The sequence below is a fragment of the Exiguobacterium sp. R-17 genome, from assembly GCF_049913315.1.
In the GTDB taxonomy this organism is placed as follows: domain Bacteria; phylum Bacillota; class Bacilli; order Exiguobacteriales; family Exiguobacteriaceae; genus Exiguobacterium_A.
Window position 1 is genome coordinate 1194793 of the sequence record NZ_CP184372.1, and the last position, 26831, is coordinate 1221623.

The following is a 26831-nucleotide window of genomic DNA, read 5'->3' on the forward strand; positions in this document are numbered from 1 at the left end:
TATCGAAAAAGCTCACGTCTCGGAGATTGAGACGTGAGCTTTTGTATTAGAACAACTCGTTGATCGGTGTGTCACCTTCGAGTAGTGTGACGACTTGTTTCGATGCTTTATCATGACCGATCGCAGCTAAAATGACACGGGCGACATCCTCACGTGGAATTTTTTTAGTCGCTTGCTCGGACGGATCCGTCGTGACGTTTCCTGTTCCCGCTTCATCCGACAGTCCGCCCGGACGAAGAATCGTATAGTTGAGTGATGATTCCTTCAGGACACGATCCGCATAACGTTTCGCGATGTAATACGGCTTCATGCTGTCGGACCATGTTTCTGGCGAATCGGCATTTAAAGCACTGACCATGATGAACTGTTTCGCATGGATTGCTTCCGCTGCTTCAACGGCTTTGACGGCACCGTCGAAATCAATCAGCATCGTTTTGTCCGCTCCTGTATGACCACCTGATCCTGCGGTAAAGATAACGACATCTGATCCTTGTAATGCTTCCGTGATTGTTGTGACATCGTCTTCAAGATCAAGATGGACCGGGGTATGACCGAGTTTCTCAAAATCACTGAATTGGTCCTTGGAACGTAATCCTACTTTGACATCGTGCTCCGAATCCTGCAGTAAGCGAGCAGCGTGACGACCTACTTTACCATTTGCACCAATGATAAAAATCTGACTCATGTTCCATTCCTCCATTTCACGATTTGATGATTCTGTTTCAGTATGGAAAAGACGAGGGGATTCTGTAAAGAGAGACGACTTATGGAACTGTAACCGTCATCAAAAAATCTTTTTAACACTTTTATGCATAAAATCGTCAAATTATCTTGAAATCACGTGTAAGTGTGGTAGGATAATGACTATTACCCACACCGAAAATCGTTTAGGTTAAATTGTGGAAATATTCGGTGAATGGGCAACGACGAAACAGAAAGGAGAGATACGATGAGAAAGAAACCATGGCTATTAGCTGGACTTGTCCTGACAGGCGTTGCCGCTTGGATGATCTGGAATCAACAGACGAATGCCGAAGCACATGACATCTTCGAAGACCAAAAACTGGTTGTCGGAACGACGGGGGATTATAAACCCTTTACATACTGGAACGAGGAACGGAATCGTTATCAAGGCTTTGATATTGAAGTCATCCAAGCGTTTGCTAAAGCAGCGGATCTTGACGTGACGTTCGTCAAGACAACATGGCCGACGTTATCGGAAGATACGAAGTCAGGTAAGTTTGATATCGCTGTCGGTGGGATTACAAAGAAAGTCGAACGCGAGGTCGTCGGAGACTTTACGTCGTCGTATTTCTCCTTTCAAAAAGCACCGCTCGTAAAGAAGGAAGATGTCAAACGCTTGAATTCGCTTGATGCAATCAATGATCCATCCGTCAAAATCGGTGTCAATCCGGGTGGGACGAACGAGGCGTTCGTGAAGAAGCATTTTCCGAAGGCGAATGTGACCGTCTTTGAGAATAATTTAGACATTCCAAAAGCCGTCCAAAGCGGTCAAGTCGACGTCATGGTAACAGACGACATCGAAGCGTTGCATTACGCAACAGAACTGAATCTTGCGGTTCCCAAACTCACTGAAGCATGGGAAGCAGCCGAGATGGCGTATTTGATGAAACCAGGACAAAAGCAGCTTGGAGACGTCTTCCGGGTCTGGATTGAAAGTGCGGAAGGACAAGAGCAGGTGCAACAACTGAAGGAAAAATGGAACATCGTCTCGACGCGTGAGACGGTCGGAGCGAAAGGAGCGGGAGCACATGAGTAAATGGGGATGGATCGTCGTCGGAGGTGGCGTCTTGTTTGCCAGCTTACTAACACTTTGGCAAACGGAGCAACCACGACGTGTACAAGCAAAGAACGTCTTTGCGACGAAAAAAATCGTCGTCGGAACGACCGGCGATTATAAACCATTCACCTACTTGAACCGGAAGACGAACGAGTACGAAGGATTCGATATCGAAGTGGTCCGTTCTTTCGCGAAGACGACCGGCATCGATGTGGAGTTCGTCCCGACGACATGGCCGACGCTGTCTGCTGATCTCGCTAGCGGGAAATTCGATATGGTCGTCGGGGGAGTGACGAAAAACATCGAGCGCGAGATCATTGGCGACTTCACATCAAGTTACCTGTCATTCCAAAAGACACCGCTCGTCCGTAAAGAAGATGCCGGACGCCTCGCTTCGATTGAACAGATCAATCGACCGGACGTGACGATTGGTCTAAATCCAGGCGGAACGAATGAACAATTCGTCCGCAAGACGTTTACGAAGGCGAACATCGTCATGTATGAGCAAAACCTCGACATCCCGCATGCTGTTGCCTCAGGCGAAGTTGATGTCATGATCACTGATACGGTCGAGGCGATTCATTATGAAGCACTCGATCAACGACTCGCGGCACCAAGAATTCAAGAAAAGTGGATTCCGGCGGAGAAAAGCTACCTCGTCCGGGAGTCAGAAGGGGACGTCGTCGATGTCTTTAACCTCTGGATGCAATCGCACGAAGGACAGGAAGAGATGGAGCAATTAAAAGAGAAATGGCAAGTGGCGTCATAAGTGGATCGTGTCTCCTGATAGCAGGAGGCATGATTTTTTAATGACAGGAATCTGATGGGAAAAGTCGAACAAGTAACATAGAAGCAAATCAGGAGGAATCGATATGTTGAAAAAGGGAACATCGAAACAATGGCTCATCATGACTGTTCTTCTAGGCTGTGTCACTTACGCATGGATCGTCATCGGAGAGTCATGGATTAATTCTACGTTGTTATTTGGAGGGGCGCTTATATTTACAAGTGGTGCAGTGCTCTCGTTTAGTCTCGCGTTGGCACGAGTCGTTCGATTAAAAGGAATCGGATTAACGATGATGCTGGTGTCGATCGTCACAACGCTCGTGGTATCTGCCAGCGTCTTGTATGGTGTGTATCAGATTGTTGCGTAATAGTTATAGAGTGAATCAAGGCACCGAATCAGGTGTCTTTTTTTTTAATTCGAGAACAGAAAAAACGGGAAAATCTTGGACATGACTTGGAATTCAGAGAAAGAAGGAATGAAGATGATTCATGTCGTGAACTTGACGAAGACGTACGATGGAAAGGATGTCGTCAAAGGTATCTCGTTTGACGTGCAAGCAGGGGAGATTTTCGCCTTTCTTGGACCGAACGGTGCCGGGAAATCGACGACTGTTCAGATGCTGACGACGCTGATTAAACTGAGAATACCGATTAGGACGAGCAGGAAACAATTGAATCCATTCATATTTCATCTCTCCTTTCTTTCGTTAAATTGTTTAGACGTTCGGGAAATCACGATTATCATGAATAATATGTGACTTCAGAATAAAAATACAGTGAATAAAAAAAACTCCTCTCATTGTGTCATGAGAGGAGTAGCAACAGTTTTATTTTTCGATTTTCGGTACTTTTACGATGTAGTAGATCGTACTTAAAATCAAAAAGGCGATTCCGATTAAGATTGAGACGCGTGTCTCGTCATTAAACAGCATGCCGACGAGTACTGTGATCAGCGCGACGATCGATAAATAGTTCGTCACCGGCGCACCTGGCATCTTGAACGGATGCGAGGCTGTCCGTTCACTTTCGAGTTTTCGGTAACGGATATGACTGATTAATATCGCGAACCACGGCACCATCCCTGGTAGTACCGAAGCGCTGTAGACATAAACGAAGATGTTCGTATCCTTTCCGAGAACGTGCGGGAGAATGATATCGAGAATGACACCAAAGAAAATCCCGATTGAAATGGCTAGAACTGTATAGAGTGGAATCCCACGTTTATTGACCTTTAAGAAGAAAGACGGCATTTGCCCTTTTTCCGCTAATGCATAGATCATCCGACTGGCGCTGAAGATTCCTGAGTTACAACCGGATAAAGCGGCCGTGATGACGACGAAGTTAATGATGCCGGCAGCGATCGTCACACCGACCTTGGCGAATGTCGCAACGAACGGACTGCCAAGATCGGATAATTCGTTCCACGGATACACCGTGACGATGATAAAGATGGATCCGACGTAGAAAATCAAAATTCGCCAGACGACACCATTGATCGCCTTCGTGATGTTTTTTTCTGGATCTTTTGTTTCTCCAGCTGTTACGCCGATCAACTCAACACCGATGTAAGAGGCGAAGACGATCGAGAGGGCAAAGAAGAAGCCGGTGAAACCATTCGTGAAAAATCCACCGTTCGCCCAAAGATTCGAGAAGCCGACCGGGTTTCCATCATTCCCTAGACCAAAGAAGATGATTCCGAAGCCAGCGACGATCATTAGAAGAATCGTTATTACCTTGATTGAGGCGAACCAGAACTCGAGTTCACCGAACATCTTGACGGAAGCGAGGTTCGCGAGCGTCAAGAGAATGATAACGATGACCCCTGGAATCCAAGTCGGTAGTTCCGGCCACCAGAAGCGTAAATATGTCCCGACAGCGATGACTTCACTCATTCCGACGACGACCCAGTTGAAGATGTTGCTGCTTGCTGTTAAAAAACCAGCAGCTGGATGGATATAATCGTTTGCGAACTTTGCGTACGAACCACTGTGCGGATGGGTGTAGACCATCTCACCAAGTGCCCGCATGATGAAAAAGATAAAGACTCCTGCTAGCATGTACGCGAGTAAGACGGATGGTCCCGTCCAAGCAATTGTACTCGATGCTCCAAGAAAAAGACCGACCCCGATCGTTCCTCCGAGTGCAATCATTTGTACCTGTCGTGCTGTTAAATCTCGTTTCAAATTCGAACTCATCGTTTCCCCCAAAAAAAATCTGTGACGTCATAATGTTCAGACAACTTGTCGTAAGAACTATAAAGCTGAGTATACTATCCTCGGATAGGGCTCGGCTAGTCTTTTTGAAAATTTGAAATAGAGTTTTCAATAATCAGATATTCATGAAACAAACATGTAACAGCTTTCATTCGCCCATTAGTAGAGTGTCAAGTTGTTGACCTAGTCTTCCAAAATACAGATGCTCAGCAGTTGCTAAGACGATCAAATCATTACGCATTGTAAGGTCACCTGACAGGGAATTTCCTTGTTCGGTCATGAAACGAATCGAACGAATGCTCTTAAAACGTGTTCCGTTTCGTTCAAGTAACTGTACATCATCAGAGTATGCGGCAAGTAGATGGTCATCGTACCGAGCAAACTGAGAAAAGGCGATCGTAGGAGCCTCACAAACGAGATCATCCTCTTGATTAATACGGACGAAACGATAATCGGAGTAGTAGAAGAACCAGACTTCTGTTGATGAGCAGACATTCAGAGCATAACAATCATCAATCGGATATTGCCGATTCTTATACTGCACTTCACCTGTATCGTCAAAAGCGACCAGACCGAAAGCACCATTTGAACTCGTGACGGCATCGGCATAGACACCTTCATCAAAATAACTGACCCAAATCCAACCTTGTTCGTCGATTTGCATATTTTGAATCCCGTCGTCTAAACAAAAGCTATTCAGTAACTGACCTTGAGGATCGTAGATAAAGGCATTCGGCAACCATGTGCCGTCGATATCATCATCACAACGAGAAGCGACGAGTAACAGTCGTCCGTCTGGAAAACGATCAACGAGGGAAAAGTCGATGTCGTTTCTTTCGACGATCGTCGTCTTTCGCCAATCATCCTTCAGTTGATGAATGGAGAGGATCTGTGTTTCACGAAATTCATCGATCGATTCTTCAACGATTAAAATATGTCCGTCGACAGTGATGCCAGTCGCGACCGGGCTTCCAGAACGATGGGATGCAGTCAAACGACGTAGCGGGAAATGGGCGAGCGGGTATGTGAGCATGGCAGGACCTCCTATGTGTTGTAAAAAAACAGTCCGTCGACAGACAGACTGCTTGATAAGTTAAACCGACCGTTGACGGCGTTTATAGAAGAAATAGACGATGATTAAGGCGACGGCAGCAATCAAAACACCATTCGTATATGGTGCAGCGACTTCCTTGATCGAGCGCCAGTTCGTTCCGAGTGTTTCACCAAGATAGAGAAACAAGATTGACCACGGAATGATCGCAAGGACCGTATAGAGGGAAAACTTCGTTTGATCCATCTTGGCAAGACCAGCTGGAATCGAGATGGCGTGGCGGACGACGGGAATGAAACGAGCGCCGAAGATAACACCTTGACCGTACTTCAAGAACCAACGCTCAGCTAAATCCAGATGGTGTTCAGAAATCAGGACATACTTTCCGTATTTCAAAATCAGTGGGCGACCGCCGTAGCGGGCGAACCAGTATAAGAATAATTGCGACAATAATCCACCGATGACGGCGGCGACGATGGCGAGCGGCCAGCCGATCGTTCCTTGAGAAATCATGAATCCACCATAAGAGAGGACGATCTCGCTCGGTATGATTTCAATCATCAACCCGAGGGCGATGCCGAAATATCCGAGATCGGCAAGCGAAAGCAAAATCTGGTTGACGACTTGAGATAACACGTTAGACAACTCCTTTGTAATCAGTACATTCCTTTATTTTAGAGAACCAACGATCAAATGAAAAGGAAAAAAACGGAGACAATTTAAAAGGCGGATCCGCCATGATAGCGAATCCGTCTTGTTTTTATAATACGACCGCAGCAATCGTACCGAAGATGATCAAAGGAATATTGTAGTGCAAGAACGTCGGGATGACAGTTTCTCGCATGTGATCGTGCTGACCATCGGCATTCAAACCACTCGTAGGTCCAAGCGTCGAGTCTGAGGCTGGGCTACCCGCGTCACCGAGCGCACCGGCTGTACCGATGATAGCGATTGTCGCCTCTAAGCTGAATCCGTACTGGATACAAAGTGGAACGAAGATCGCAGCGATGATTGGAACAGTTGAGAAACTTGATCCAATGCCCATCGTGACGAGCAGACCGATCAAGAGCATGACGAACGCGGCAACGAGTTGCGAATCGCCCATCAATGCTTTTGAGTTCTCAACGAGTGGTTCGATATCACCCGTCTTACGCAAGACGTTCGAGAATCCGTTCGCTGAGATCATGACGAAACCGATGAATGACATCATCCGCATACCACGCGTGATGACATCATCCGCTTCACTGAATCGAACGAGACGAAGCAACAAGAAGAGTAGGAGTCCCGTCGTTGCAGCAAGAATCATTGATTCCGTCTGCAGTTGAACGATCAATGTCGCAATGACGACGACACCACTTAAGATCAGTTTCGTTTTCGTAATGACCGGGATTTCATAGTCGTCTGGGGCGATATCACGAATTTCATACGTCCGCTCTTTCCGGTACGTATAAAGACCAATCAAGAGACCGACGACCATTCCGAGTGCTGGAATCGCCATCGCTTCGATGACAGAAGCTCCCGTTGTATCAAGACCATTAGCTTTAAGGTTTTTCAACAAGATCTGATTTAAATAGATGTCTCCGAATCCGATCGGTAAGAACATGTACGGTGTCACGAGACCAAATGTCATGATGATCGCAATTCGACGTCGATCCATCTTCAACTGTGAAAAGAGACCAAGGAGCGGTGGAATGATGATCGGAATGAAAGCGATGTGAATCGGTAAAGCATTTTGTGAACTGATTGCGAGTAACAGAATCGCAAATAAGATGAATCCTTTTAATTTTTTGACCGATGCGGCACTTGCGTTACCACGCGAACGCGCAATCAATGCGTGAGCGAGAGCATCCGGTAAACCTGTTTTCGAGAGGGCAACGGCAAACGCACCAAGCATCGCGTAGCTAAGAGCGATTTCTGCCCCGTCGCCAAGACCACCAGCAAATGCTTCGGTTGTTTTCGTTAAATCGAGACCGCCGACGAGACCGCCGGCGAACGCACTGATGACCATCGCGAGCACGATGTGGACGCGGAAGATCGCTAAGATGAATAGTAAAAAGACGGCAAACAATACGGCGTTAATCATTCGGTAAAACCACACTTTCTTTTGTTATCACTGCACTATACTAAAGTATCTTACAGCCATGTTGGAACACTGTCAAGGGTAAAAGTCTGACCTCGTATTAAAGGACTTCACGATAGGCTTTTTAGCTTTGCATAAAAAGTCACATTTTTTTATACCCGGAAGTATAAGGTGAAAAGCGTATGGATCACACAAAAAAACGTGCCATCCTTCTCCGGTACGAGAAAATGGCACGTTATCTTTAAGTTCAGACGGCGTATAGCAGCTGAGTCTATTTGAGTTTCTTCTATAGAGAGCAATCAGCAATCGACGATGTCGAGTTTACCGGTCCCTGGATCGATGACGAGTCCGTGGACATTCGTACCAGGTGGCAATAACGGATGATTCTTCACGAGGCTGACCGAGTGGGCGACACTCTCTTGAACCGACGTGAAACCACGCAACCATTGATTCAAATCAACACCTGATACTTCAAGCGTGTGAAGAATCTGTTGGTCGATACCTCGATCCTTCATTTCGCTGATCATATGTTTAGGATCAATCGTACTCATGCCGCAGTCGTGGTGACCGATGACGACGACTTCTTCGGCACCAAGTGCATACAATGCGACGAGAATCGAACGCATGACGGAACCGAATGGGTGCGATAGGATAGCACCGGCATTTTTGATGATCTTCGCATCCCCGTTTTTTAGACCGAGTGCGTGTGGAAGAAGTTCTGTTAGACGGGCATCCATACATGTCAGGATGACGACCTTTTTGTCTGGGAACTTATCCGAGACGAACTGCTCATACTGTTTTTCGGCGACGAATCGCTCGTTGAAGGCTAGCATTTCCTGTACAACTGACATTTAAGTGTCCTCCTTTAGTGGTAGCTCTTAATATGTACCCCATAATCAGAATACAAGATGATGAAATGGCTATCAAGTCACGAAAATGCGGGTGTGATAAATCGCACACGTCTTCGTACATAGAGTAAAACGATGAAAAAGGAGAATCCGCAATAGATGTAAACGTTACCAAGGATGTGAGGGAATTCACAGGATGGTCATGCACAAAACAGGAAAAAGGGGTTATGATTAATTTGTGAAGGAAAGCACAAACTATTGAAAAACAGCTTGGCATTCCTGACATAATGGTTGGCAAATCAAACTCAGATTCGTTCCACGACAGGGAGGAAACCACTCATGGCTGTGAAAGAAAAAACAAAATCGACGGTAACGCCGGTCGAACAAGCAATTGGACAAATTGTTGAAAAAGGACAACGTGCATTACAGGAGTTATTGACATTCGATCAAGAAAAAATTGATACGATCGTCCGTGATATGGCACTTGCCGGACTTGAACGGCACGTCGAACTCGCTCGTCTCGCAACAGAAGAGACAGGACGCGGTGTCTTTGAAGATAAGATGATTAAAAATATATTTGCGACAGAATACATCTACAACAGTCTACGTCATGAAAAAACGGTCGGGATTCTGGAAGAAGATGTCCAAAACGGCATCACATATATTGCTGAACCGGTCGGTGTCGTCTGTGGTGTCACACCAGTCACCAACCCAACGTCAACGACGATGTTCAAAGCATTGATTGCGATTAAGACACGTAACCCGATCATCTTCGCGTTCCACCCGTCGGCACAACGGTGTTCCGTCGAAGCAGCGAAAACACTTCGCGATGCAGCCATCAAAGCTGGGGCGCCGAAAGACTGCATTCAATGGGTCGAAGAACCATCACTTGAAGCAACGAAAGTCTTGATGAACCATGAAAACATCGCCATGGTCCTGGCAACAGGTGGTGCAGGAATGGTCAAATCAGCGTATTCAACAGGTAAACCGGCACTCGGTGTTGGACCAGGGAACGTTCCTTGCTACATTGAACAATCAGCAAAAGTCAAACGGGCAGTCAGCGATCTCGTTCTCTCAAAAACGTTTGATAATGGGATGATTTGTGCGTCTGAGCAAGCCGTCATCGTTGACCAAGAAATATATGCAACGGTCCGTGCAGAAATGGAAGCACTCGGTTGTTACTTCTGTACACCGGAAGAAAAACAACGCCTCGAATTACTCGTCATCAAAACCGATACATGTGCCGTCAACGCGGACATCGTCGGGAAACCTGCGACATGGATTGCAGAAAAAGCTGGGATCGATGTTCCGGAAACGACGGTCATGCTCGTCGCGGAACTCGAGCACGTTGGAGCAGCAGAACCACTGTCTCATGAAAAACTCAGTCCCGTACTCGGTGCGTACCGCGTTGCATCAACCGAAGAAGCTTTTTCGATTGCTGAACAGATGCTTGAAATCGGGGGTCTCGGTCATACCGCCGTCATTCATACAACAAACGATGGATTGATGACAGCGTTCGGACTCCGCATGAAAGCCTGCCGGATTCTCGTCAACAGCCCATCTGCTCATGGCGGAATCGGTGATCTTTATAACGAGTTGACACCATCACTGACACTCGGTTGCGGATCATACGGGAAAAACTCTGTTTCTGAAAACGTGACAGCGAAACATTTACTCAACGTCAAGAAGGTGGCGAGACGACGCGTGAACATGCAATGGTTCAAGGTACCAGAAAAAATCTACTTCGAAAAGAACTCCGTTCAGTACTTGCGGTCGATGACAGACGTCTCACGCGTCATGATTGTCACCGATCCAACGATGGTACAGTTCGGTTATGCCGATAAAGTGATTCAAAACTTGCCACAGTCCGTCAGTTACCGAATCTTCGACCAAGTCGAACCAGATCCATCGGTGACGACTGTTCAGACAGGTGCCCAAGCCATGCGTGACTTCAAACCCGACTTGATCATCGCTCTTGGTGGTGGGTCAGCGATGGATGCTGCGAAAGGAATGTGGCTCTTCTATGAACAACCGAACGAAACGTTCTCAAACTTGCGTCAAAAATTCCTGGATATCCGTAAGCGTGCCTACAAATTCCCGACACTTGGTCGTCAAGCGAAGTTCGTCGCGATCCCGACGACATCGGGTACGGGTTCTGAAGTAACACCGTTCACCGTCATCACGGATAAAGAGAAAAACATCAAATACCCGATTGCTGACTATGCCTTGACACCCGACGTCGCGATCGTTGATCCGGAATTCGTCATGACTGTACCGGCTTCGATTACTGCTGATACCGGAATGGACGTCTTGACTCATGCAACAGAAGCATACGTATCGGTTCTTGCGAACGACTACACGGATGGACTGGCACTCAAAGCAATCAAGATGATCTTTGACTACTTGCCACGAGCGTACGAGAACGGATCTGACGCAGAAGCACGCGAAAAAGTGCACAATGCGTCAACGATGGCAGGGATGGCTTTCGCGAACGCCTTCCTCGGAATCAACCACTCGATCGCGCACAAAATCGGTGGGGAATTCCACACACCACACGGACGGACGAACGCGATCCTGATGCCACACGTCATTCGTTATAATGCGTCACGCCCAACGAAACTGGCAGCATTCCCAAAATACGAATCATTCGTCGCCGATGAACGGTATGCTGACATCGCACGTTACCTCGGTCTTCCGGCAGCAACGACAGAACAAGGGGTCGAATCACTTATTCAAGCAGTTGCCGATCTTGGACAACGTCTCAACATCAAGATGTCATTCAAGGCGCAAGGTATTCAAAAAGCAGACTTTGAGGCAAAACTCGATAAGATGGCAGTCGATGCTTTCGAAGATCAATGTACGACAGCGAATCCAAAGATGCCGCTTGTCGCTGAATTACGGACGATCATGAAACAAGCATACGAAGGCATCTAATAGAGAAAAAAATACTATGGCAAAAGATCGTTCAACCGGCTTCTCACTCTGAGAAGTCGGTTTTTGTTTTGGAAATCGATGGAGACAGTCAGAGAAAAGGTGGGATATAATGGCTGTTGAATGAATTTGATGTTTTTGGTTTCGTTGTAGCAGGAATATTCAAACATCAGACATAAAAAGGAGGAAATGGGATGGAGTCAAGGCAAGAAAGGAAACAACGACGGTTTTCCGTCTGGGACGTCCTGTATGGCGTCCTCATCGGTCTCATCTTTTTCGGTGTCATCTACGGTGTGATGGCATTTTTGACTTCACAAATCACCTCATCCTCAGACTATCAGGATCTCGTGAAGCAGATGCAACAGGCGGATATCACATGGAAAGAAACAGACATCACTGTTTCGTTGATGCTTTTGTTCGTCGGTGGGCTGTCGATCACGATGCCGAGCGCAGTCCGAGAAGGGATCATCAATCAGGTGCTTGATGCAAGTTCTGCCGGCGACGTCTTATCGTTGTTTGGGATTGACTTAAAACAAGTCCTCGCGCCATTGACGTTCGATGTCTCTTACGGCACGTTGCTTTATTCTGTTTTTGGTATCGGATTGATCGTCCTGTTATTTTTAGTGTTACGGATTAAGGCAAGTCGGCTTGGGTGGACGATTCGATCGGTCAGTTTCTTTTTAACGGTCGGCATCATCTGGTTCGTTCTTGCCGGACGCGGAAACAGTGTCCCATTCCTTGCGTTACAAGACGGCTATGCGATGAGCGGGATCTTACCACTTCTCGTCGTCAGTCTGCTTGGTTGGATGGCGTTTTTCCCGCAAAAGTTATCCGGTCTGACAGCTGCCGGACGTGCCAGCTTGCTGATTTTGATGTTCGCGAGTACGCTCCAACTTGTCTTTACGGTGCAGGACGAAGCGGAGTATGACGGTGATTCCTCACTACGAACGGCATTGACCGTTGCGAGTCTGAACGCCGGAAGTGGAGGGATGTATGACTGGATTCATGGTGGACAAGTCGTGTATCAAGCAGACGTCCTTGGAGCGAATGCGGAAATCCCGGTCTCGATGCTAAACGGGGAGACTTCAACGGAACAGCTCAATGACTCGATTCAGAAAGTTGTCGATGGGATTGATACGAATCGGGTGACGGAACAATTGCTGACGTTAATCGGTGGAGAACGTCCTGATTTATCAGCGACACAATTGAAGCTTGATCCTGTTGATTACGGTGTCGCACGACAGACGATCCAAGCAATTGATGCTGAATCGGCCGGAACGACGGCACCAAACATCTCAAGTGAGAGTGCGTATTGGGTGTTGTTACTCGTGACATTTGTGATTTACTTCGTCTGTAGTATCCGGAGTTTCAAGTCGATCATCGACCCATTCATTTTTGCGATCGCGATCGGTGTCATCAGCTTCATCGTCAGTCAAGCTTCATATGTTCAGTTCGCGATGAAGTGGCGGAGTGACGTCTTATTCGAGTTCGCTCAACAGACGGCAGGATGGACGGTGCTTTTCGCAACAGGACTTGCGTTACTTGGTGGAATTCTTGGTTATGTCGTCCGGCGGAAACCAGAGAAAACGGTGTAAGGGACGTGGAGTGGTGAAAATCTTATGCCATGAATCTGATCGAAGAACGTTTCTGTCATTTTCGTTTTCCACAGTCGGGTAAGCCGCGGTATCCTAAACTATGTTTCGTCTACCGGGTCTCACCTGACCCTGACGAAAGCGAAAAACGTGCTTTCTTTTCCTGTAGGAGTTGAGAATGAACAATTACGTTCTACATCAATTATAAACGATACGTTTTCAGGTTCATGTCCTGAAATGTATCGTTTTTTTATGTGGTTCATCTCATTTGTATCATCTCCTTTTTTTACCATGTGAACCTGATTTGTAAAGGTAAAATCAACAATGTAAAGCCAGTATTTGGAATTGATTAAGTAGGTTAAATAAGACGGATGTCCGACCTATTTGAAAGGACTATTAGCTATAATCGAACCATGCTAAATTAATGAAGCAGTTAAAACTTCCTGGGGGGAAATCCATATGAAAAAAGCTACGAAACTTGTCATCGCATCGACATTGATCGCACCGATGCTCGTACCAGTCGTTCAAGTCAAGACACTTGCTGCCGACAACAGTGTCGTCAAGTTACGCTTCTTAGAAACAACGGATTTACATACGAACTCAATGAACTACGATTATTTCAAGGATGCACAGGACGAGACGATCGGTCTTGTCAAAGCCGCTACAGTCATCAAACAGCAACAAACGGAAGTGGGCGTAACGAATAGCTTCTTGTTTGATAACGGGGATACTCTTCAAGGAACGCCGTTTGGTGATTACGTGAAAAATCAGTACGACAAAGGAAACAAAGGCAAACATCCGATGTACGAATTGATGGAATACCTTGGTTATGATGCAGTCACGCTCGGAAACCATGAATTCAACTTCGGTCTTGATTTCCTTAAGTCAGCGATGAGTGCTTCGAGCGGTTCAATCAAGTTCGTCAACTCGAACGTATTGGATGCCGTTACGAAAAAGCCAATCGTCGCGGACTACAATAAAGATGGAAAAGACTATCAAATCATCGAACGTCAGGTCAAAGACCAGAACGGTGACATGAAAACAGTCAAGGTTGGTGTGTTCGGAGTCGTCACGCCACAAATCATGGCATGGGATGCGGGGAACCTGACGGGGAAAGTCACAGCAGAAGATATCGTCCCAACTGCTAAAGCAACAGCGAAGAAATTAAAAGATGCAGGCGCAGATGTCGTCGTTGCGCTCGCACATACAGGTATTGGGGATACTGTGGATCAAAAAGATGGCGATGAGAATGTCGGTTACGCGTTGACGAAAGTCGCAGACATCGATGTATTGATGACAGGTCACCAGCACGGCAAATTCCCAGCAGCCGATTCGGCGTTTAATAAACTACCAAACGTTGATGCAACGAACGGCTTGATCAATGGCAAGCCGGTCGTCATGGCGAACACGCAAGGGAAAAACGTCGGTGTCATCGATCTTCAATTGAAGCAAGTTGACGGGAAATGGGTCGTTGATACATCTGGCGCTAAATTAGCGGACGTGACGAAAGACACGACAGCAGATGCAGGTGCCGTCAAGTTGATCGAAAAATCGCATGAAGGAACACTCGCATATATTCGTCAAGAAGTCGGTACGATCAATGATGATATCCAGAGCTTCTTCGCTCTTGCACAAGATGATGATTCAGTTCAGTTCGTGACGAATGCTCAAAAATGGTATGTCGAGAAACAACTCAAAGAAAATGCGGATCTTGCTAAATATAAAGATCTCCCGTTGTTATCAGCAGGTGCACCATTCAAAACAGGTGGTCGTAACCAAGTCAACGCATCCGATTACACATTGATCAAAAAGGGACCGATCGCACTGAAGAACGTTGCCGATCTCTATGTTTATCCGAATACACTCGAAGTCGTCAAAGTAACAGGTGCTGACGTTAAAGACTGGCTTGAGATGTCAGCCGGTCAATTCAATCAAGTTGGTGCTGAGCAGACAGAGTTGTTGAACAAAGATTTCCGGAGCTACAACTTCGATATTCTCGATGGACTGACATATGAAATCGATATCACGAAACCGGCGAAATTCGATTATAACGGTGGTGTCGCCAATAAAGATGCAAGTCGTGTTCAAAACATCAAATATCAAGGCAAAGCCATCACAGACGATCAAGAATTCCTCGTCGCGACGAACAACTATCGTGCAGGTAGTGCGACGTTCCCAGGTCTTGGCGGCGGTAAGAACATCGTCTACAAATCGGCTTACGAAACACGTAATGTCATCTCGGACTTCATCAAAGCGAAACAACCGGTCGACTATAAAGCGGACGACAACTGGTCACTCGTCGCAAGCAAACCGATGACGGTCAGCTTTGATTCAGCGGCTGCAGCTGCACCATACGTCAAGCGGTATGAAGGTATCACGAACACAGGTGAAACACGTCCAGGTGAGACAGGTACGTTCCTTAAATTCAACATGAATGTGCCGATGAAAGACTTCACGGTCTCGGCAAAAGCAGTTAAACCAGGTGCAAAAGTCGTCACAGGTCAAGCCGTTCCGGGCGCAACAGTCACGGTCAAACTCGGCGATAAAGTCCTTGGAACAGCAACTGCAAACGAAGCGGGTCAATATGAAGTCGTGACACGTCCGCTCAAATTGCGTGACAAGTTGACAATCGTCTCAGAACTCAGCTTCATGAAAACAGAAACGAACGTCACGGTCGGAACAGGTGTCGTTGCGACACCAGCGATCGATAAAAAATCAGCAGTTTACGGATCAACTATCCTCCGCGGTAAAGCAACGGAAGGTCTTGACGTCACGCTCTACAAAGGATCAACGAAGATCGCAAAAGCAAAAACGACGGCAAGTGGTTTCAAAATCGCGGTCAAGAATGGTCTAACGACAGGAACATATACGGTCAAGTCGACAGACATCTCGAACAAGATCACGAAAAAGGCGTCGTTCACGATTAAGAACACGTATCCGGTCAAAAAATGGTCAGGCAAAAAGACGTTGACAGGTAAAGTCGAAAAACGACAAATCGTCCGCCTCTACCAAAAAACAGCGTCTGGTTATCAATTGATCGCTCAAGACGTGGCGGATCAGCACGGGAACTATGTCTTGAAGATGCGTAAGGCATTGACGAACGGCTCTTACAAACTCAACATCTATACAGCGAAGGATCATCTCGATCAGTCACGCTACTTCATCACGAAGTAATATCTCACACGGATGTCTGCATATGCAGGCATCCGTTTTTATTTGATTAGATACGTGCGTTGCGAGAGCAGAAACCGTTTAATGCGTTCATAGATGATTGCTTGCTCGACCGTCAATTGATCCGTCGCGTGCGACATGTAGAGTTGTGACGTAACGGTAAACACATCGTCTGTGATGAAAGGGAGTCCCATCTCGCGACAGACGGAGACGGGAACGAAGCTGAAATACCGTTGCTGGCGTAAGGCGAGCTGAAGTGAGACATCATCGATGTAGTGCGTGGTATCGGCATAGATGTTCAGTTCCGCCATCTTCAATTGGATGAAGCGGTTGTAGTCCTTATTGTGGGAGGGAAACAAAAAGGCAGTCTCCGTTGCATCCGTATAGAGTGCTGTAATCGCTTCTTTCTCTGAATAGGAAGCAGGGTAGGTGATGACGATCTCCTCTTCCACGATTGGTTCACTCGTAATGAGCGGATGTTTGAGTTCCATGAAGCTGATTGAGAAATGGAATTCTTGATGAAGGAGACCGCTCAGGATTTCACGGTTCGAGAGGATGTCCGAGTTGAACAAGGGAGCAGTTTGTGGAAGAAGAAACTCCCGTAGAATCAATTGGATGAAACGACCATGTGAACTGGCAAGACTGAGTGGTGTTTTCGTTGATGCATCGTTTCGTACCATTCGTTCCTGAACACGTGTCAACTCGTGTTCGATTTTTTCGACAGACTGAAGTAACAGTCGACCATTGTCAGTCAAACTGATCGTTCTACCTTTTCGATGAAATAATGTTGTGTTCAATTCACGCTCGAGTTTCTTGATCGTCGCACTAAGGGCAGGTTGACTGATGAATAATCGTTCGGCAGCACGCGTCACGTTCAATTCCTCTGCAACGTGACGAAAATAATTTAAATGTAAGAGTTCCATGACATCCTCCTAACATAACCTATAGGTTATCAAAACATATAATTATATATATTTCTGTTTATGATGAAACTAGTATACCGTATATACCAGAGGTGATAGAAATGAAAATCGGAATTTACGGAGCAGGATCCCTTGGAACCATCATGGGAGCTTATCTAAGTCAACAGTATGCGGGTGTCGATTTGATTGATACGAACCGTGCACATATTGAGGCACTGAACACAACAGGGGCACACGTCATTGGTCCGGATTTAACGCAAGCTGTTCATGCAATTCATCCGGATGACATCACAGAAACGTACGATATCATATTATTGCTGACGAAGCAGGTCTACAATGAACCGGTCCTCGCGAAAGTGCGGACGATCTTGAAGGAAGACGGCATTCTCGTCTCCTTGCAAAACGGTGTACCGGAAGAGTTCATTCAACAACAGATTCCAAGCGAACGTATCATTGCGGGATCTGTCGAGTTCGGAGCGACATACGTCGGACCAGGTGAGTCACGCCTGACATCAGATTACGAACATTTCAAGACGTATGCGATGCAAATCGGTGAACTGGACGGGAAGAAGACGGATCGGATCGTCCAACTAAAGGAAATCCTTGATCACATCGGTGGGACAGAAATCTCTGATAATCTACCGGGAACGAAATGGTCAAAACTCGTCATCAATAGTACGTTCAGCGGGTTATCCGCTGCGTGTAACGGTACGTACGGCGACGTTCTCGATCATCCTGTCTTGTTACGGGCAGCAATCCATACAATGAAGGAAGTTGTTGAGGTCGGTCACGCCCACGGCATCACATTCGCAATGATGAGTACGTTTGAGCCGGCAGCCTATGCGACATTAGACGATATCGATGAAAAATTGATCACTGTACCACGATTGATGCACGGATCACGCGACTTAGAAGCGAGTATGTTGCAGGATTTACAAAAAGGACAACCGACCGAAATTCGTTTCATCAATGGGATCGTCACGATGTACGGCAACACGTACGATATCAAAACGCCGTTCAACTCGCTCATTCAAGAAATCGTTGAAGAAGCGCAAGCAGCGAAGACAGTTCCTGATTTTGAAACAAGTGTCACACGCTTTGCCGCATTGTTAAACGCATAAAGGAGGGATTTAAATGAAACAGAGCGATGTAAAGAACGTCGTCGCGACGCCTATCAATGCGCCAGTTTTTCCGGCAGTCGATATCTTCTTTCGGAATCGGGAATACTTGAACATCATCTATGAGACGGACATCGAAGCGTTACAAGCAGTCGTTCCGGAACCGCTTGAGGTGCTGAGCAATCAGATCAAGTTCGAGATCATCAATATGCCAGATAGCACCGGTCTTGGGAGTTATCTTGAGTGCGGGCAAGTCATTCCGATTCGGTATCAAGGGGAAATCGGTGAGTTCTACCTATCGATGTATGTCAACAATCAGCCGGCGATCGCCTCTGGTCGAGAAGTAGCTGCTTTTCCGAAGAAGTATGGTTCACCCCGATTGTATCTCGACAATGATGTACTCGTTGGAACGCTTGACTATCATTCGCTCCGCGTTGCACAAGCGACAATGGGATATAAATACGTTCCGATGGCAGTCGAAGAGGCACAGTCAATTGTCGGTGCGCCGCAGTTCATGCTCAAACAACATCGCGGTTATCAAGGCGAGTTGATCATCTCTGAACTGACACGCAGTCAAATCACGGATCTTGAGATTAAAGAAGCATACCGTGGACCGGCTCGGCTTCAATTGTTTGAACATGTCATGGCACCACTCGCTGACTTCCCTGTTCGAAAGGTCGTCGATGCTCAGCATATCATCGCTGATCTCCGACTCGGTGGACCTGCGAAACTGTTTGATTATCTAAAGGATTAACGAACATCGGACACCATGCGTAACGAAACGACCTCCAAAGCGGATGGTCGTTTTGTTTTACCCCAAAAACTGGCATACTGAATTTAGAGGGGGAAACGACCATGCGACAAGTCATTGTGTTACCGTATCAATCAGAATGGGCGAGTGCATATATACGAGAAGCGGACCGGTTACGAGAGGTGTTTGGAGCACGTCTTAAGCAGATCCATCATATGGGAAGTACATCAGTTCCGGGACTCGCAGCAAAACCGATCATCGATATACTGCCCGTCGTCGATGCGCTCGAGGGGATCGAGCAGTTCGACGCACGGATGGAAGCAATCGGCTACGAGGCGAAGGGTGAATTCGGGATGCCGGGACGTCGCTATTACCGAAAAGGTGGAGACGAACGGACGCATCATATTCATCTCTATGCGACGGGAGATCCTGATATCAAGCGCCATCTCGTCTTCCGGGATTACTTACGCAAACATCCAGAAGAAGCCGCTGCTTACGGGGCATTAAAGGAACAGTTAGCGACAACATATCCGTTTGATATCGAAGCCTATATCGCCGGTAAGGATGCGTTCGTCAAGGAACTCGAACAACGTGCGATCGCTTGGGGGAAAGAGTATGACTGACTGGGAATATGCCCTTATTCGCCATGTCAGTGTTGGTGTGAAGACGTCGAAAGTCTTGTTTGAGAAGATCGAAGCAAAGGACTGGAACACGCAACCGATCCTCGGGAAGCGGACGGTCGGTGAAGTCGCCGTCCATCTCGCTGTATTGCTTGAAGCCGATTTGATGCTCGCAGAAGGAGCAACGGCAGAAGCGATGCAGGCATTTTATGCGGAACCGGTCATGTGCAATCAGTTATCAGAGCGAATCGATCAAGCCTTTCGGGTCTATCAAGAAAAAGTCACGGTCGGATTTTTGACGCGTCCGACGTACTGGGGGGTTACCGACTCGATGAACGGCTGGGCGATCGAAGCAGCCGTGCATCTCTATCATCATCGATCCCAGTTATTTGATTACTTGAACATCCTTGGGTACGAACTAGAGATCTCGTTATTTGAATGAATGGAAGTAGGGATAGTGTATGGAATATATCGTCGAAACATCAGCCGGTCGATTTGATACCCGGTTGACAGGAAGTGGGGACGTCACATTCGTCCTCGATCACGGGATGATGTCGAATCGGCATCAGTGGGGTTGGCTCCGAACTGAATTATTGAAACGGGGGCGGGTCTTTGAATATTCGCGTCTCGGTTATGGGCGGTCGAGTCGTGGCAAAAACAAACGACTCTTTACACATCAAGCGGATGAGTTGGCAGATGTTTTACGGATACTTCGAGTCGAAGGACCGTATGTATTCATCGGTCACTCGCTCGGAGCATATATTTCGCTCGCAAGTGGACGCCTGTTTGCAGACGAGACACGCGGCATCGTCTTGCTTGATCCGTCGCACCCGGATGTCGATGCGGCATTGCCGAACTGGTACGAACGAACGCAAGAAGAGTGGAATCGATTCCTCTATTTTCTTAGTCACATCCGACCGATTGCTTGGATGATTCCTGACCGTCTGGGAAAAAAGATGTTCAGTGTCTTACCGGAGGCTGATCAATTGCTGATGTGGCAGCATTTTGCGGCACCTGGGCATTGGCGGGGAACGCTCGATGAATGGCAATCGGTAGAGGAGAACAATCAGATGATTCTTTCGTTGATCGAAGACGTGACGCAGCCGGTTCTCGTCCTGTCCGCTTCGAACTGGGCGGGTGGTATGCCAGAAAGTTGGTTGAACCCGGCATTGACCGAACAAATCAATGCGGCTCATGCTGCGTTCGCCGACAGTTTACCGAACGGAATGTATCATGTGATTGCAGATACGAATCATTACACGATCGCCGGATTTTCTCACGAGGCAGCGGAGCGGATCACGGATTTGATTGGCTCGACATGGGATTTACCGATTCAAAGTCAGTAGTAAGGTTACGCTTTTTCGTTTCGCTCGAATCGTTTTCCTGGGACAAGCATCGCGCCGGTACACTTCGTTGCAGGGTCGCTCCTGCTTGTATTTCCCTAGGAAGCGATTCCGAGCTTACAAAACGTTTCTTTTCTCGTTCTTCTGAATTGACATCCTTTTTTATAGAAAAAATAAATCGAAATCATTCCGATTGACGGCAGATGAAAAGTCGGTTACTCTATAAAACGTAATGATTACGTTTTAGGAGATGAATGATGATGCATCCGATATCGATCACCGTTTTATCCGGTTACTTAGGATCTGGTAAAACGACACTATTGAACCATTTGCTACATAATCGCGAAGGGCGCCGCCTTGCGATCATCGTCAACGACATGAGTGAGGTCAACATCGACGCGACATTGATTGAGCAAGGCGGATTCTCGCGGACGGAAGAGTCGTTCGTCACGCTCTCGAACGGCTGCATTTGCTGCACATTGCGTGATGATCTGTTGCTTGAAGTCAAACGCCTCGTCGACCAAGGCAATATTGACGGGATCGTCATCGAATCGAGTGGTATCTCGGAACCGATTCCGGTCGCCCAGACCTTCACGTATGAAGATCCGGACAGCGCAATCGATTTATCACATGTCACGAAAATCAATGCGATGGTCACGGTCATCGATGGGTACCGTTTCCTGAAGGACTTCGAATCCGGTGAGTCGTTGATCGAGCGCAGACAGGCAGTCGATGAGACAGACGTGCGCGAAGTCGTCGATCTACTCGTCGACCAAGTCGAGTTTGCGGACATCATCGTCTTAAATAAAGTCGATCGCCTGACACCGGAAGAACGCCATACCGTCATCGGCTATCTGAAGGCATTGAATCCAGTTGCCCGCTTGATCGAGACGACATATGGTCAAGTCGATCCGGCAGACATCTTAGACGTTGATCTATTTGATTTTGAACAAGCAGCAGCGAGTGCCGGTTGGATCCGTGAGTTGAATGCGGAAGAACATATTCCGGAAACGGAAGAGTACGGGATCAGTTCGTTTGTCTACAAGCGCGACGTGCCGTTCCACCCTGAGCGCTTGCTAGCCTTGATTGAAGACTGGCCGCAAGAAGTCGTCCGGGCGAAAGGATTCTTGTTCCTCGCGACACGTCCCGAGATGGCACTATTGTTCCATCAGGCAGGATATGCGTCGAACATGGAATACGCCGGTCGCTTTGCATCAGACGAGGATCGACGGACGGAACTGGTCTTGATTGGGATCGGACTAGAACAAGAGAAGCTCGAAGCGTTGTTTGATGCGAGTCTCGTCCAGGAAGACGAAACAGACTGGGCATCTCTGAACGATCCGATACCCGGTCGTGAGATGTACGAAGAAAACTTTTTATAAAAGGTCAATCTTTAGAGAAACCGTATCTGCGGTTTCTCTTTTTTGTTATATTTTCATAGTGAATGGGGAAAGAATACTAGTGAAGGTATGTTAATTGAAGGAGGAAGGTCTGTGCGCAACCGGATTTTACAATTCGCGCTTGTATTTTTAGTCGCCGGCGGAATTATTTGGGGACTATATCAACTCGGCTATTTATTTTATGTCTTAACGATTTCAGCGACGGTTGTGCCGCTCGCCGTCATCATGATCATCTTCATCGAGAACCGGACAGCGGAATCAACGATCGCTTGGTTTCTCGTCCTGATTTTCTTACCGATTCTCGGTGTCATCATCTGGTTGATGTTCGGTCGGAATCCACGGCGTCGCCGCCGGAATCGTCGTTCGCATGACGAACGAAAATTGCTGAAACAAGCGATTCGTCCAGTCCGGTCGCTTGCCGTCAGTGAATTGCCACCGAATCACTTGAAGCTTGCGAACACGATTCGCAACTTCGGTGGTGGCGGGGTGGACGTTCATACAGCAAGTGAGATTCTGACGAACGGGGAAGAGACGTTCCCGGCGATTCTTGACGCAATTCGTCAAGCGAAACATCACGTCCACATCCAGTACTACATCTATCGCAACGATGAGACAGGCAAGGCAATCCGGGAAGCATTGATCGAGCGACTCGAAGCGGGAGTCGAAGTGCGGTTCATGTATGACGGACTTGGAAGCTATATGCTTGGTGAGAATTTCCTACGTCCGTTACGCGACGCTGGGGCACATATCGCAGCCTATGATCCAATCTCGAGTCCCTTATTCATCTTCACGGCGAACTTCCGCAATCACCGGAAAATCGTCGTCGTTGATGGGAAGGTTGGCTTCACCGGTGGACTGAACGTTGGTGATGAGTACGACAGCAAGAGTAAGAAGTTCGGGTTTTGGCGCGATACGCATTTACGGCTCGAAGGACGTGCCGTTAAGGAATTACAAGCGACGTTCCTCGACGACTGGATTTATGCCCAAATCGAATCGGACGACACATGGGAGACGTTTGCGGGGGAAGAGACAATCCACCAGTACTTCCCGAAACATGATGTTGCATCCGACGGAGCGATTCAAATTGTCACGAGCGGACCGACCTCAAAGGATCCCGCGATTCGCAATGCCTTGATTGCGGCCATCATCTCGGCGCAACGCTCGATCTGGATTGCGACACCGTATTTGATTCCGGACAATGAGACGATGACGCTACTTCGACTTGCTGCACGTGCCGGGCTTGACGTCCGCATCCTGACACCGGGGAAAGGCGATAGTTTTACGTCTTACTACGGCACCCGTTCCTACTTTGGACCACTCCTGAAAGATGGGGTCAAGATTTACACGTACAACCGTCACTTCATCCATGCCAAACTGTTTCTCGTCGACGGCAAGATTGGTGCTGTCGGAACGGCAAACATGGACATTCGCAGTTTTGTCCTCAACTATGAACTAATGGCGTTCCTGTACGATACGGAAAGTGCCGAACAGCTCGAGCGTGACTTCATTGCTGATTTCGACGTCTCGATTCAGTTATCATCGAATGATTACGTCAAACGCCCGCTCCGCTTCCGTATTTTCGAGTCACTTTCGCGCTTGATTTCACCCTTATTATGACGTAACGTCCCGCATCTATTTTCAGGTGCGGGACATTTTTAGGTTGATTCTTCCTTGAAGTGGGAACATGAACTCTTATACACTAGATGTGTAATCGGTTGCACACTACTTAGCCTGGAAGGAAGTGAAAGGGACGGAAGTCCCGAACCCGTATGCGAACAATTGATGAATCCCATTTCTACACGCGCGACATGAAACCACAAGCACGACCAGACGCTATCATCCAAGGAGATGTCTACCGTTTCACGGTCTTGACGAGTCGGATGATCCGACTCGAATACGCGGCGGATGGACAATTCGAGGATCGACCGACCCAAACGGTTTTCAATCGTGATTTCCCGGTACCTGCTTACCGCATCGTCGAAAACGAGGAAGAATTGCAAATCATCACCGAGCACGTCCATCTGCATTATACAAAGGGACCGTTCGCTGCGAACACACTTTATATCGATGTCTTAGGGAACTTCAGTACCTATTACAGCCGTTATACGTTCGGCGGACCACTCCGGACGTTAAAAGGAACGGCACGGACGCTTGACCACGCGGACGGTGTCATTCCTCTCGAGGAAGGAATTGTCTCACGGCAAGGATACGCGGCGATCGACGATTCGAACGCCTTCGTACTGACGGAAGACCACTTCGTCGAACCGCGTCGCTCTGGTACGCATGACATCTATTATTTCGGATACGGTCACGACTACAAACAGGCACTGCGTGACTTCTACCACCTGACAGGACCGACACCGATGTTACCGCGTCAGGTACTTGGCAACTGGTGGAGTCGCTACTGGCGATATAGTGAGAAAGAATATAAGGACTTGATGACACGCTTCAAGACGGAAGATATTCCGTTCTCGGTCAGCGTCATTGATATGGACTGGCACGTTACCGATATTCCGGAACGATACGGAAGCGGTTGGACGGGTTATACGTGGAACCGTGATTTGTTCCCGGATCCACGCGGATTCTTGCAATGGTTGAAGGACGACGATCGGATGGTCACGCTCAACTTGCATCCGGCGGACGGTGTGCGTGGGTTTGAGGAAGCATACGAGGCGATGGCGGTCGCGATGGGTGTTGATCCCGAATCGGATGTCCGGATTCCGTTTGATTTTTCGGACCGGACGTTTATCGAGAACTACTTCACGAAGTTGCATCATCCGCATGAGGCGGATGGCGTCGACTTCTGGTGGATCGACTGGCAACAGGGTGCGAACTCGAAGATGAAAGGGCTTGATCCGCTCTGGATGCTCAATCATTACCACGCACTCGATATCGCACGTGATGGTAATCGACCGTTGATCTTCTCACGTTACGCGGGACCCGGAAGTCACCGTTATCCGGTCGGTTTCTCGGGTGATACGATCATCTCGTGGGCATCACTCCAATTCCAGCCGTATTTCACGGCGACGGCGTCGAACATCGGTTACGGCTGGTGGAGTCATGATATCGGGGGGCACCAGCGCGGGGAAAAAGATGACGAGTTATCGACACGTTGGCTCCAGTACGGTGTCTTCAGTCCGATTATGCGTCTGCATAGTACGATGAGCATCTTCAATGGGAAGGAACCATGGCGCTATTCGACCGATGCGGCGAACGTCATGAAGAAATATTTACGACTCCGGCATCAGCTCGTGCCGTACATTTACACGATGAATGCCCGCAATCACTTTGACGGCTTGCCCCTCGTCTCACCAATGTATTATGAGCATCCAGAAGACGATCAAGCATACAATGTCCCGAATCAGTTTTACTTCGGAACGGAATTGATCGTCGCGCCGATGGTCACGCCGATGCATCGGAAACTGCACATGACGGCTGCGACTGCATGGTTGCCAGAAGGAGAATGGTTCGATTTCTTCAATGGGCACCGTTATCGAGGTGGCAAACAGATCCGTCTGTTCCGCTATCTCGAAGACCAAGGCGTACTTGCGAAAGCCGGTGCGATCGTCCCACTCGGTCGTCATCTCGAGCATTCGAATGCATTGCATAATCCGGACGATCTCGAAGTTGTCGTCTTCCCAGGAGCCTCGAACCGGTTTACGTTGTTTGAAGACGACAGCACAGGGATCGCACACCGCGATGGCGTCAATGTTGAGACGACATTCGCGCTCGACTGGGAAGCGCGTGAACTGACGATCGCTGCACCCACTGGACATCGTGACTTGCTACCGGAAAATCGGTCAATCACATTGATTTTACGCGGGGTCCGCGAAGGTTACGTCCAGCGCGACGGGGAAAGTGTCACCGGCGTCTATGATCATGCGACGCAGTCACTTCGTGTCGAACTCGGTGAAGTGACGGATACGATCACGTTGTCGCTCCAAGTCGAGATCTCGACGAACGAGAACAAGATGGACCGGTTGTATGCGTTCCTCGATCAAGCGGAAATCAGCTATGACCTGAAGGACCGTTTGTACCGTCTATTGTCACAAAAGCTCGATCCGGTCAACATGATGCACCAGTTGCAAGCACTTGAACTGGAGAAGGATCTTGTCGACTGCCTGCTTGAGTTGATGTTGTCTTAAAAGATTTTACATGCATGCAAAAAGCCAGTATTCGTCATCCGTTTGGACGAGGAATACT

22 protein-coding genes are annotated in these 26831 nt (G+C 47.8%); 15 read left to right on the forward strand and 7 right to left on the reverse strand.

What is annotated here, in order from left to right:
• Nucleotides 1-46: 46 nt before the first annotated feature.
• Nucleotides 47-685, reverse strand: a complete 639-nt coding sequence (locus ACN9MT_RS06180; RefSeq protein WP_426272984.1) for an SDR family oxidoreductase — start codon at nt 683-685, stop codon at nt 47-49.
• 264 nt (nt 686-949) lie between these two features.
• Between ACN9MT_RS06180 and ACN9MT_RS06185 the strand changes: the two genes are divergently transcribed.
• From ACN9MT_RS06185 to ACN9MT_RS06200, 4 genes are all read left to right on the forward strand, one after another.
• Nucleotides 950-1780 (forward strand): transporter substrate-binding domain-containing protein, encoded by an 831-nt coding sequence (locus ACN9MT_RS06185; RefSeq protein WP_426272985.1) that lies wholly within the window; start codon nt 950-952, stop codon nt 1778-1780.
• A complete protein-coding gene (locus tag ACN9MT_RS06190) occupies nt 1773-2570 on the forward strand; it encodes a transporter substrate-binding domain-containing protein (RefSeq protein ID WP_426272986.1) in 798 nt (265 codons plus the stop codon). The genes ACN9MT_RS06185 and ACN9MT_RS06190 overlap by 8 nt, the downstream gene beginning before the upstream one ends.
• A gap of 103 nt (nt 2571-2673) precedes the next feature.
• The gene (locus tag ACN9MT_RS06195) at nt 2674-2955 is read left to right on the forward strand and encodes a hypothetical protein (protein WP_426272987.1); all 282 of its coding nucleotides are present in this window, start codon (nt 2674-2676) and stop codon (nt 2953-2955) included.
• 114 nt (nt 2956-3069) lie between these two features.
• Nucleotides 3070-3345: an ATP-binding cassette domain-containing protein gene (locus ACN9MT_RS06200; RefSeq protein WP_426272988.1), complete on the forward strand. Its 276-nt coding sequence runs from the start codon at nt 3070-3072 to the stop codon at nt 3343-3345.
• Between the two features lie 69 nt (nt 3346-3414).
• On the opposite strand, the gene ACN9MT_RS06205 is transcribed toward ACN9MT_RS06200, so the two are convergent.
• The 5 genes from ACN9MT_RS06205 to ACN9MT_RS06225 form a co-directional block, all read right to left on the reverse strand.
• Nucleotides 3415-4782, reverse strand: a complete 1368-nt coding sequence (locus tag ACN9MT_RS06205) for an amino acid permease (RefSeq protein ID WP_035408498.1) — start codon at nt 4780-4782, stop codon at nt 3415-3417.
• A gap of 166 nt (nt 4783-4948) precedes the next feature.
• A complete protein-coding gene (locus ACN9MT_RS06210; protein ID WP_426272989.1) occupies nt 4949-5833 on the reverse strand; it encodes a hypothetical protein in 885 nt (294 codons plus the stop codon).
• 60 nt (nt 5834-5893) lie between these two features.
• Nucleotides 5894-6487, reverse strand: coding sequence for a DedA family protein (locus ACN9MT_RS06215; protein WP_426272990.1), 594 nt, complete (start codon nt 6485-6487; stop codon nt 5894-5896).
• 124 nt (nt 6488-6611) lie between these two features.
• On the reverse strand, nt 6612-7931 hold the full coding sequence (locus tag ACN9MT_RS06220; RefSeq protein WP_426273467.1) for a Na+/H+ antiporter family protein: 1320 nt from the start codon (nt 7929-7931) through the stop codon (nt 6612-6614).
• 299 nt (nt 7932-8230) lie between these two features.
• Complete coding sequence (locus tag ACN9MT_RS06225) at nt 8231-8782, reverse strand: beta-class carbonic anhydrase (protein WP_290787498.1); 552 nt, start codon at nt 8780-8782, stop codon at nt 8231-8233.
• 336 nt (nt 8783-9118) lie between these two features.
• On the opposite strand from ACN9MT_RS06225, the gene adhE reads away from it, so the two are divergent.
• The 3 genes from adhE to ACN9MT_RS06240 all read left to right on the forward strand — a co-directional run bounded on the left by adhE (nt 9119) and on the right by ACN9MT_RS06240 (nt 16476).
• Nucleotides 9119-11713: a bifunctional acetaldehyde-CoA/alcohol dehydrogenase gene (gene adhE / locus ACN9MT_RS06230; RefSeq protein WP_426272991.1), complete on the forward strand. Its 2595-nt coding sequence runs from the start codon at nt 9119-9121 to the stop codon at nt 11711-11713.
• 191 nt (nt 11714-11904) lie between these two features.
• Complete coding sequence (locus ACN9MT_RS06235; protein WP_426272992.1) at nt 11905-13305, forward strand: hypothetical protein; 1401 nt, start codon at nt 11905-11907, stop codon at nt 13303-13305.
• Between the two features lie 456 nt (nt 13306-13761).
• Complete coding sequence (locus tag ACN9MT_RS06240) at nt 13762-16476, forward strand: bifunctional 2',3'-cyclic-nucleotide 2'-phosphodiesterase/3'-nucleotidase (protein ID WP_426272993.1); 2715 nt, start codon at nt 13762-13764, stop codon at nt 16474-16476.
• 38 nt (nt 16477-16514) lie between these two features.
• Here ACN9MT_RS06240 and ACN9MT_RS06245 read toward each other — a convergent pair whose 3' ends face one another.
• Nucleotides 16515-17396, reverse strand: coding sequence for a LysR family transcriptional regulator (locus ACN9MT_RS06245; protein ID WP_426272994.1), 882 nt, complete (start codon nt 17394-17396; stop codon nt 16515-16517).
• A 101-nt stretch (nt 17397-17497) separates the two neighbouring features.
• Here ACN9MT_RS06245 and ACN9MT_RS06250 point away from each other — a divergent pair, with 101 nt between their 5' ends.
• The 8 genes from ACN9MT_RS06250 to ACN9MT_RS06285 all read left to right on the forward strand — a co-directional run bounded on the left by ACN9MT_RS06250 (nt 17498) and on the right by ACN9MT_RS06285 (nt 26773).
• Complete coding sequence (locus ACN9MT_RS06250) at nt 17498-18517, forward strand: ketopantoate reductase family protein (protein ID WP_426272995.1); 1020 nt, start codon at nt 17498-17500, stop codon at nt 18515-18517.
• Between the two features lie 13 nt (nt 18518-18530).
• A complete protein-coding gene (locus ACN9MT_RS06255) occupies nt 18531-19268 on the forward strand; it encodes an acetoacetate decarboxylase (RefSeq protein WP_426272996.1) in 738 nt (245 codons plus the stop codon).
• 101 nt (nt 19269-19369) lie between these two features.
• Complete coding sequence (locus ACN9MT_RS06260; protein ID WP_426272997.1) at nt 19370-19888, forward strand: GrpB family protein; 519 nt, start codon at nt 19370-19372, stop codon at nt 19886-19888.
• Nucleotides 19881-20327: a DinB family protein gene (locus ACN9MT_RS06265; protein ID WP_426272998.1), complete on the forward strand. Its 447-nt coding sequence runs from the start codon at nt 19881-19883 to the stop codon at nt 20325-20327. Before ACN9MT_RS06260 ends, ACN9MT_RS06265 begins: the two co-directional genes overlap by 8 nt.
• 19 nt (nt 20328-20346) lie before the next feature.
• Nucleotides 20347-21231 (forward strand): alpha/beta fold hydrolase, encoded by an 885-nt coding sequence (locus ACN9MT_RS06270; RefSeq protein WP_426272999.1) that lies wholly within the window; start codon nt 20347-20349, stop codon nt 21229-21231.
• Nucleotides 21232-21488: 257 nt separating this feature from the next.
• Nucleotides 21489-22610, forward strand: coding sequence for a GTP-binding protein (locus ACN9MT_RS06275; RefSeq protein ID WP_426273469.1), 1122 nt, complete (start codon nt 21489-21491; stop codon nt 22608-22610).
• Between the two features lie 111 nt (nt 22611-22721).
• Entirely contained in the window at nt 22722-24245 is a 1524-nt protein-coding gene (locus tag ACN9MT_RS06280; RefSeq protein ID WP_035408477.1) for a cardiolipin synthase, read from the forward strand.
• A 152-nt stretch (nt 24246-24397) separates the two neighbouring features.
• Nucleotides 24398-26773, forward strand: coding sequence for a TIM-barrel domain-containing protein (locus tag ACN9MT_RS06285; RefSeq protein WP_426273000.1), 2376 nt, complete (start codon nt 24398-24400; stop codon nt 26771-26773).
• Nucleotides 26774-26831: the final 58 nt, after the last annotated feature.

Bases quoted from the DNA above. Each gene is read 5' to 3' on its own strand.
- ACN9MT_RS06180 (WP_426272984.1), bottom strand. From the start codon at position 685: ATGAGTCAGATTTTTATCATTGGTGCAAATGGTAAAGTAGGTCGTCAC.
- ACN9MT_RS06185 (WP_426272985.1), top strand. From the start codon at position 950: ATGAGAAAGAAACCATGGCTATTAGCTGGACTTGTCCTGACAGGCGTT.
- ACN9MT_RS06190 (WP_426272986.1), top strand. From the start codon at position 1,773: ATGAGTAAATGGGGATGGATCGTCGTCGGAGGTGGCGTCTTGTTTGCC.
- ACN9MT_RS06195 (WP_426272987.1), top strand. From the start codon at position 2,674: ATGTTGAAAAAGGGAACATCGAAACAATGGCTCATCATGACTGTTCTT.
- ACN9MT_RS06200 (WP_426272988.1), top strand. From the start codon at position 3,070: ATGATTCATGTCGTGAACTTGACGAAGACGTACGATGGAAAGGATGTC.
- ACN9MT_RS06205 (WP_035408498.1), bottom strand. From the start codon at position 4,782: ATGAGTTCGAATTTGAAACGAGATTTAACAGCACGACAGGTACAAATG.
- ACN9MT_RS06210 (WP_426272989.1), bottom strand. From the start codon at position 5,833: ATGCTCACATACCCGCTCGCCCATTTCCCGCTACGTCGTTTGACTGCA.
- ACN9MT_RS06225 (WP_290787498.1), bottom strand. From the start codon at position 8,782: ATGTCAGTTGTACAGGAAATGCTAGCCTTCAACGAGCGATTCGTCGCC.
- adhE (WP_426272991.1), top strand. From the start codon at position 9,119: ATGGCTGTGAAAGAAAAAACAAAATCGACGGTAACGCCGGTCGAACAA.
- ACN9MT_RS06235 (WP_426272992.1), top strand. From the start codon at position 11,905: ATGGAGTCAAGGCAAGAAAGGAAACAACGACGGTTTTCCGTCTGGGAC.
- ACN9MT_RS06240 (WP_426272993.1), top strand. From the start codon at position 13,762: ATGAAAAAAGCTACGAAACTTGTCATCGCATCGACATTGATCGCACCG.
- ACN9MT_RS06245 (WP_426272994.1), bottom strand. From the start codon at position 17,396: ATGGAACTCTTACATTTAAATTATTTTCGTCACGTTGCAGAGGAATTG.
- ACN9MT_RS06250 (WP_426272995.1), top strand. From the start codon at position 17,498: ATGAAAATCGGAATTTACGGAGCAGGATCCCTTGGAACCATCATGGGA.
- ACN9MT_RS06255 (WP_426272996.1), top strand. From the start codon at position 18,531: ATGAAACAGAGCGATGTAAAGAACGTCGTCGCGACGCCTATCAATGCG.
- ACN9MT_RS06260 (WP_426272997.1), top strand. From the start codon at position 19,370: ATGCGACAAGTCATTGTGTTACCGTATCAATCAGAATGGGCGAGTGCA.
- ACN9MT_RS06265 (WP_426272998.1), top strand. From the start codon at position 19,881: ATGACTGACTGGGAATATGCCCTTATTCGCCATGTCAGTGTTGGTGTG.
- ACN9MT_RS06270 (WP_426272999.1), top strand. From the start codon at position 20,347: ATGGAATATATCGTCGAAACATCAGCCGGTCGATTTGATACCCGGTTG.
- ACN9MT_RS06275 (WP_426273469.1), top strand. From the start codon at position 21,489: ATGCATCCGATATCGATCACCGTTTTATCCGGTTACTTAGGATCTGGT.
- ACN9MT_RS06285 (WP_426273000.1), top strand. From the start codon at position 24,398: ATGCGAACAATTGATGAATCCCATTTCTACACGCGCGACATGAAACCA.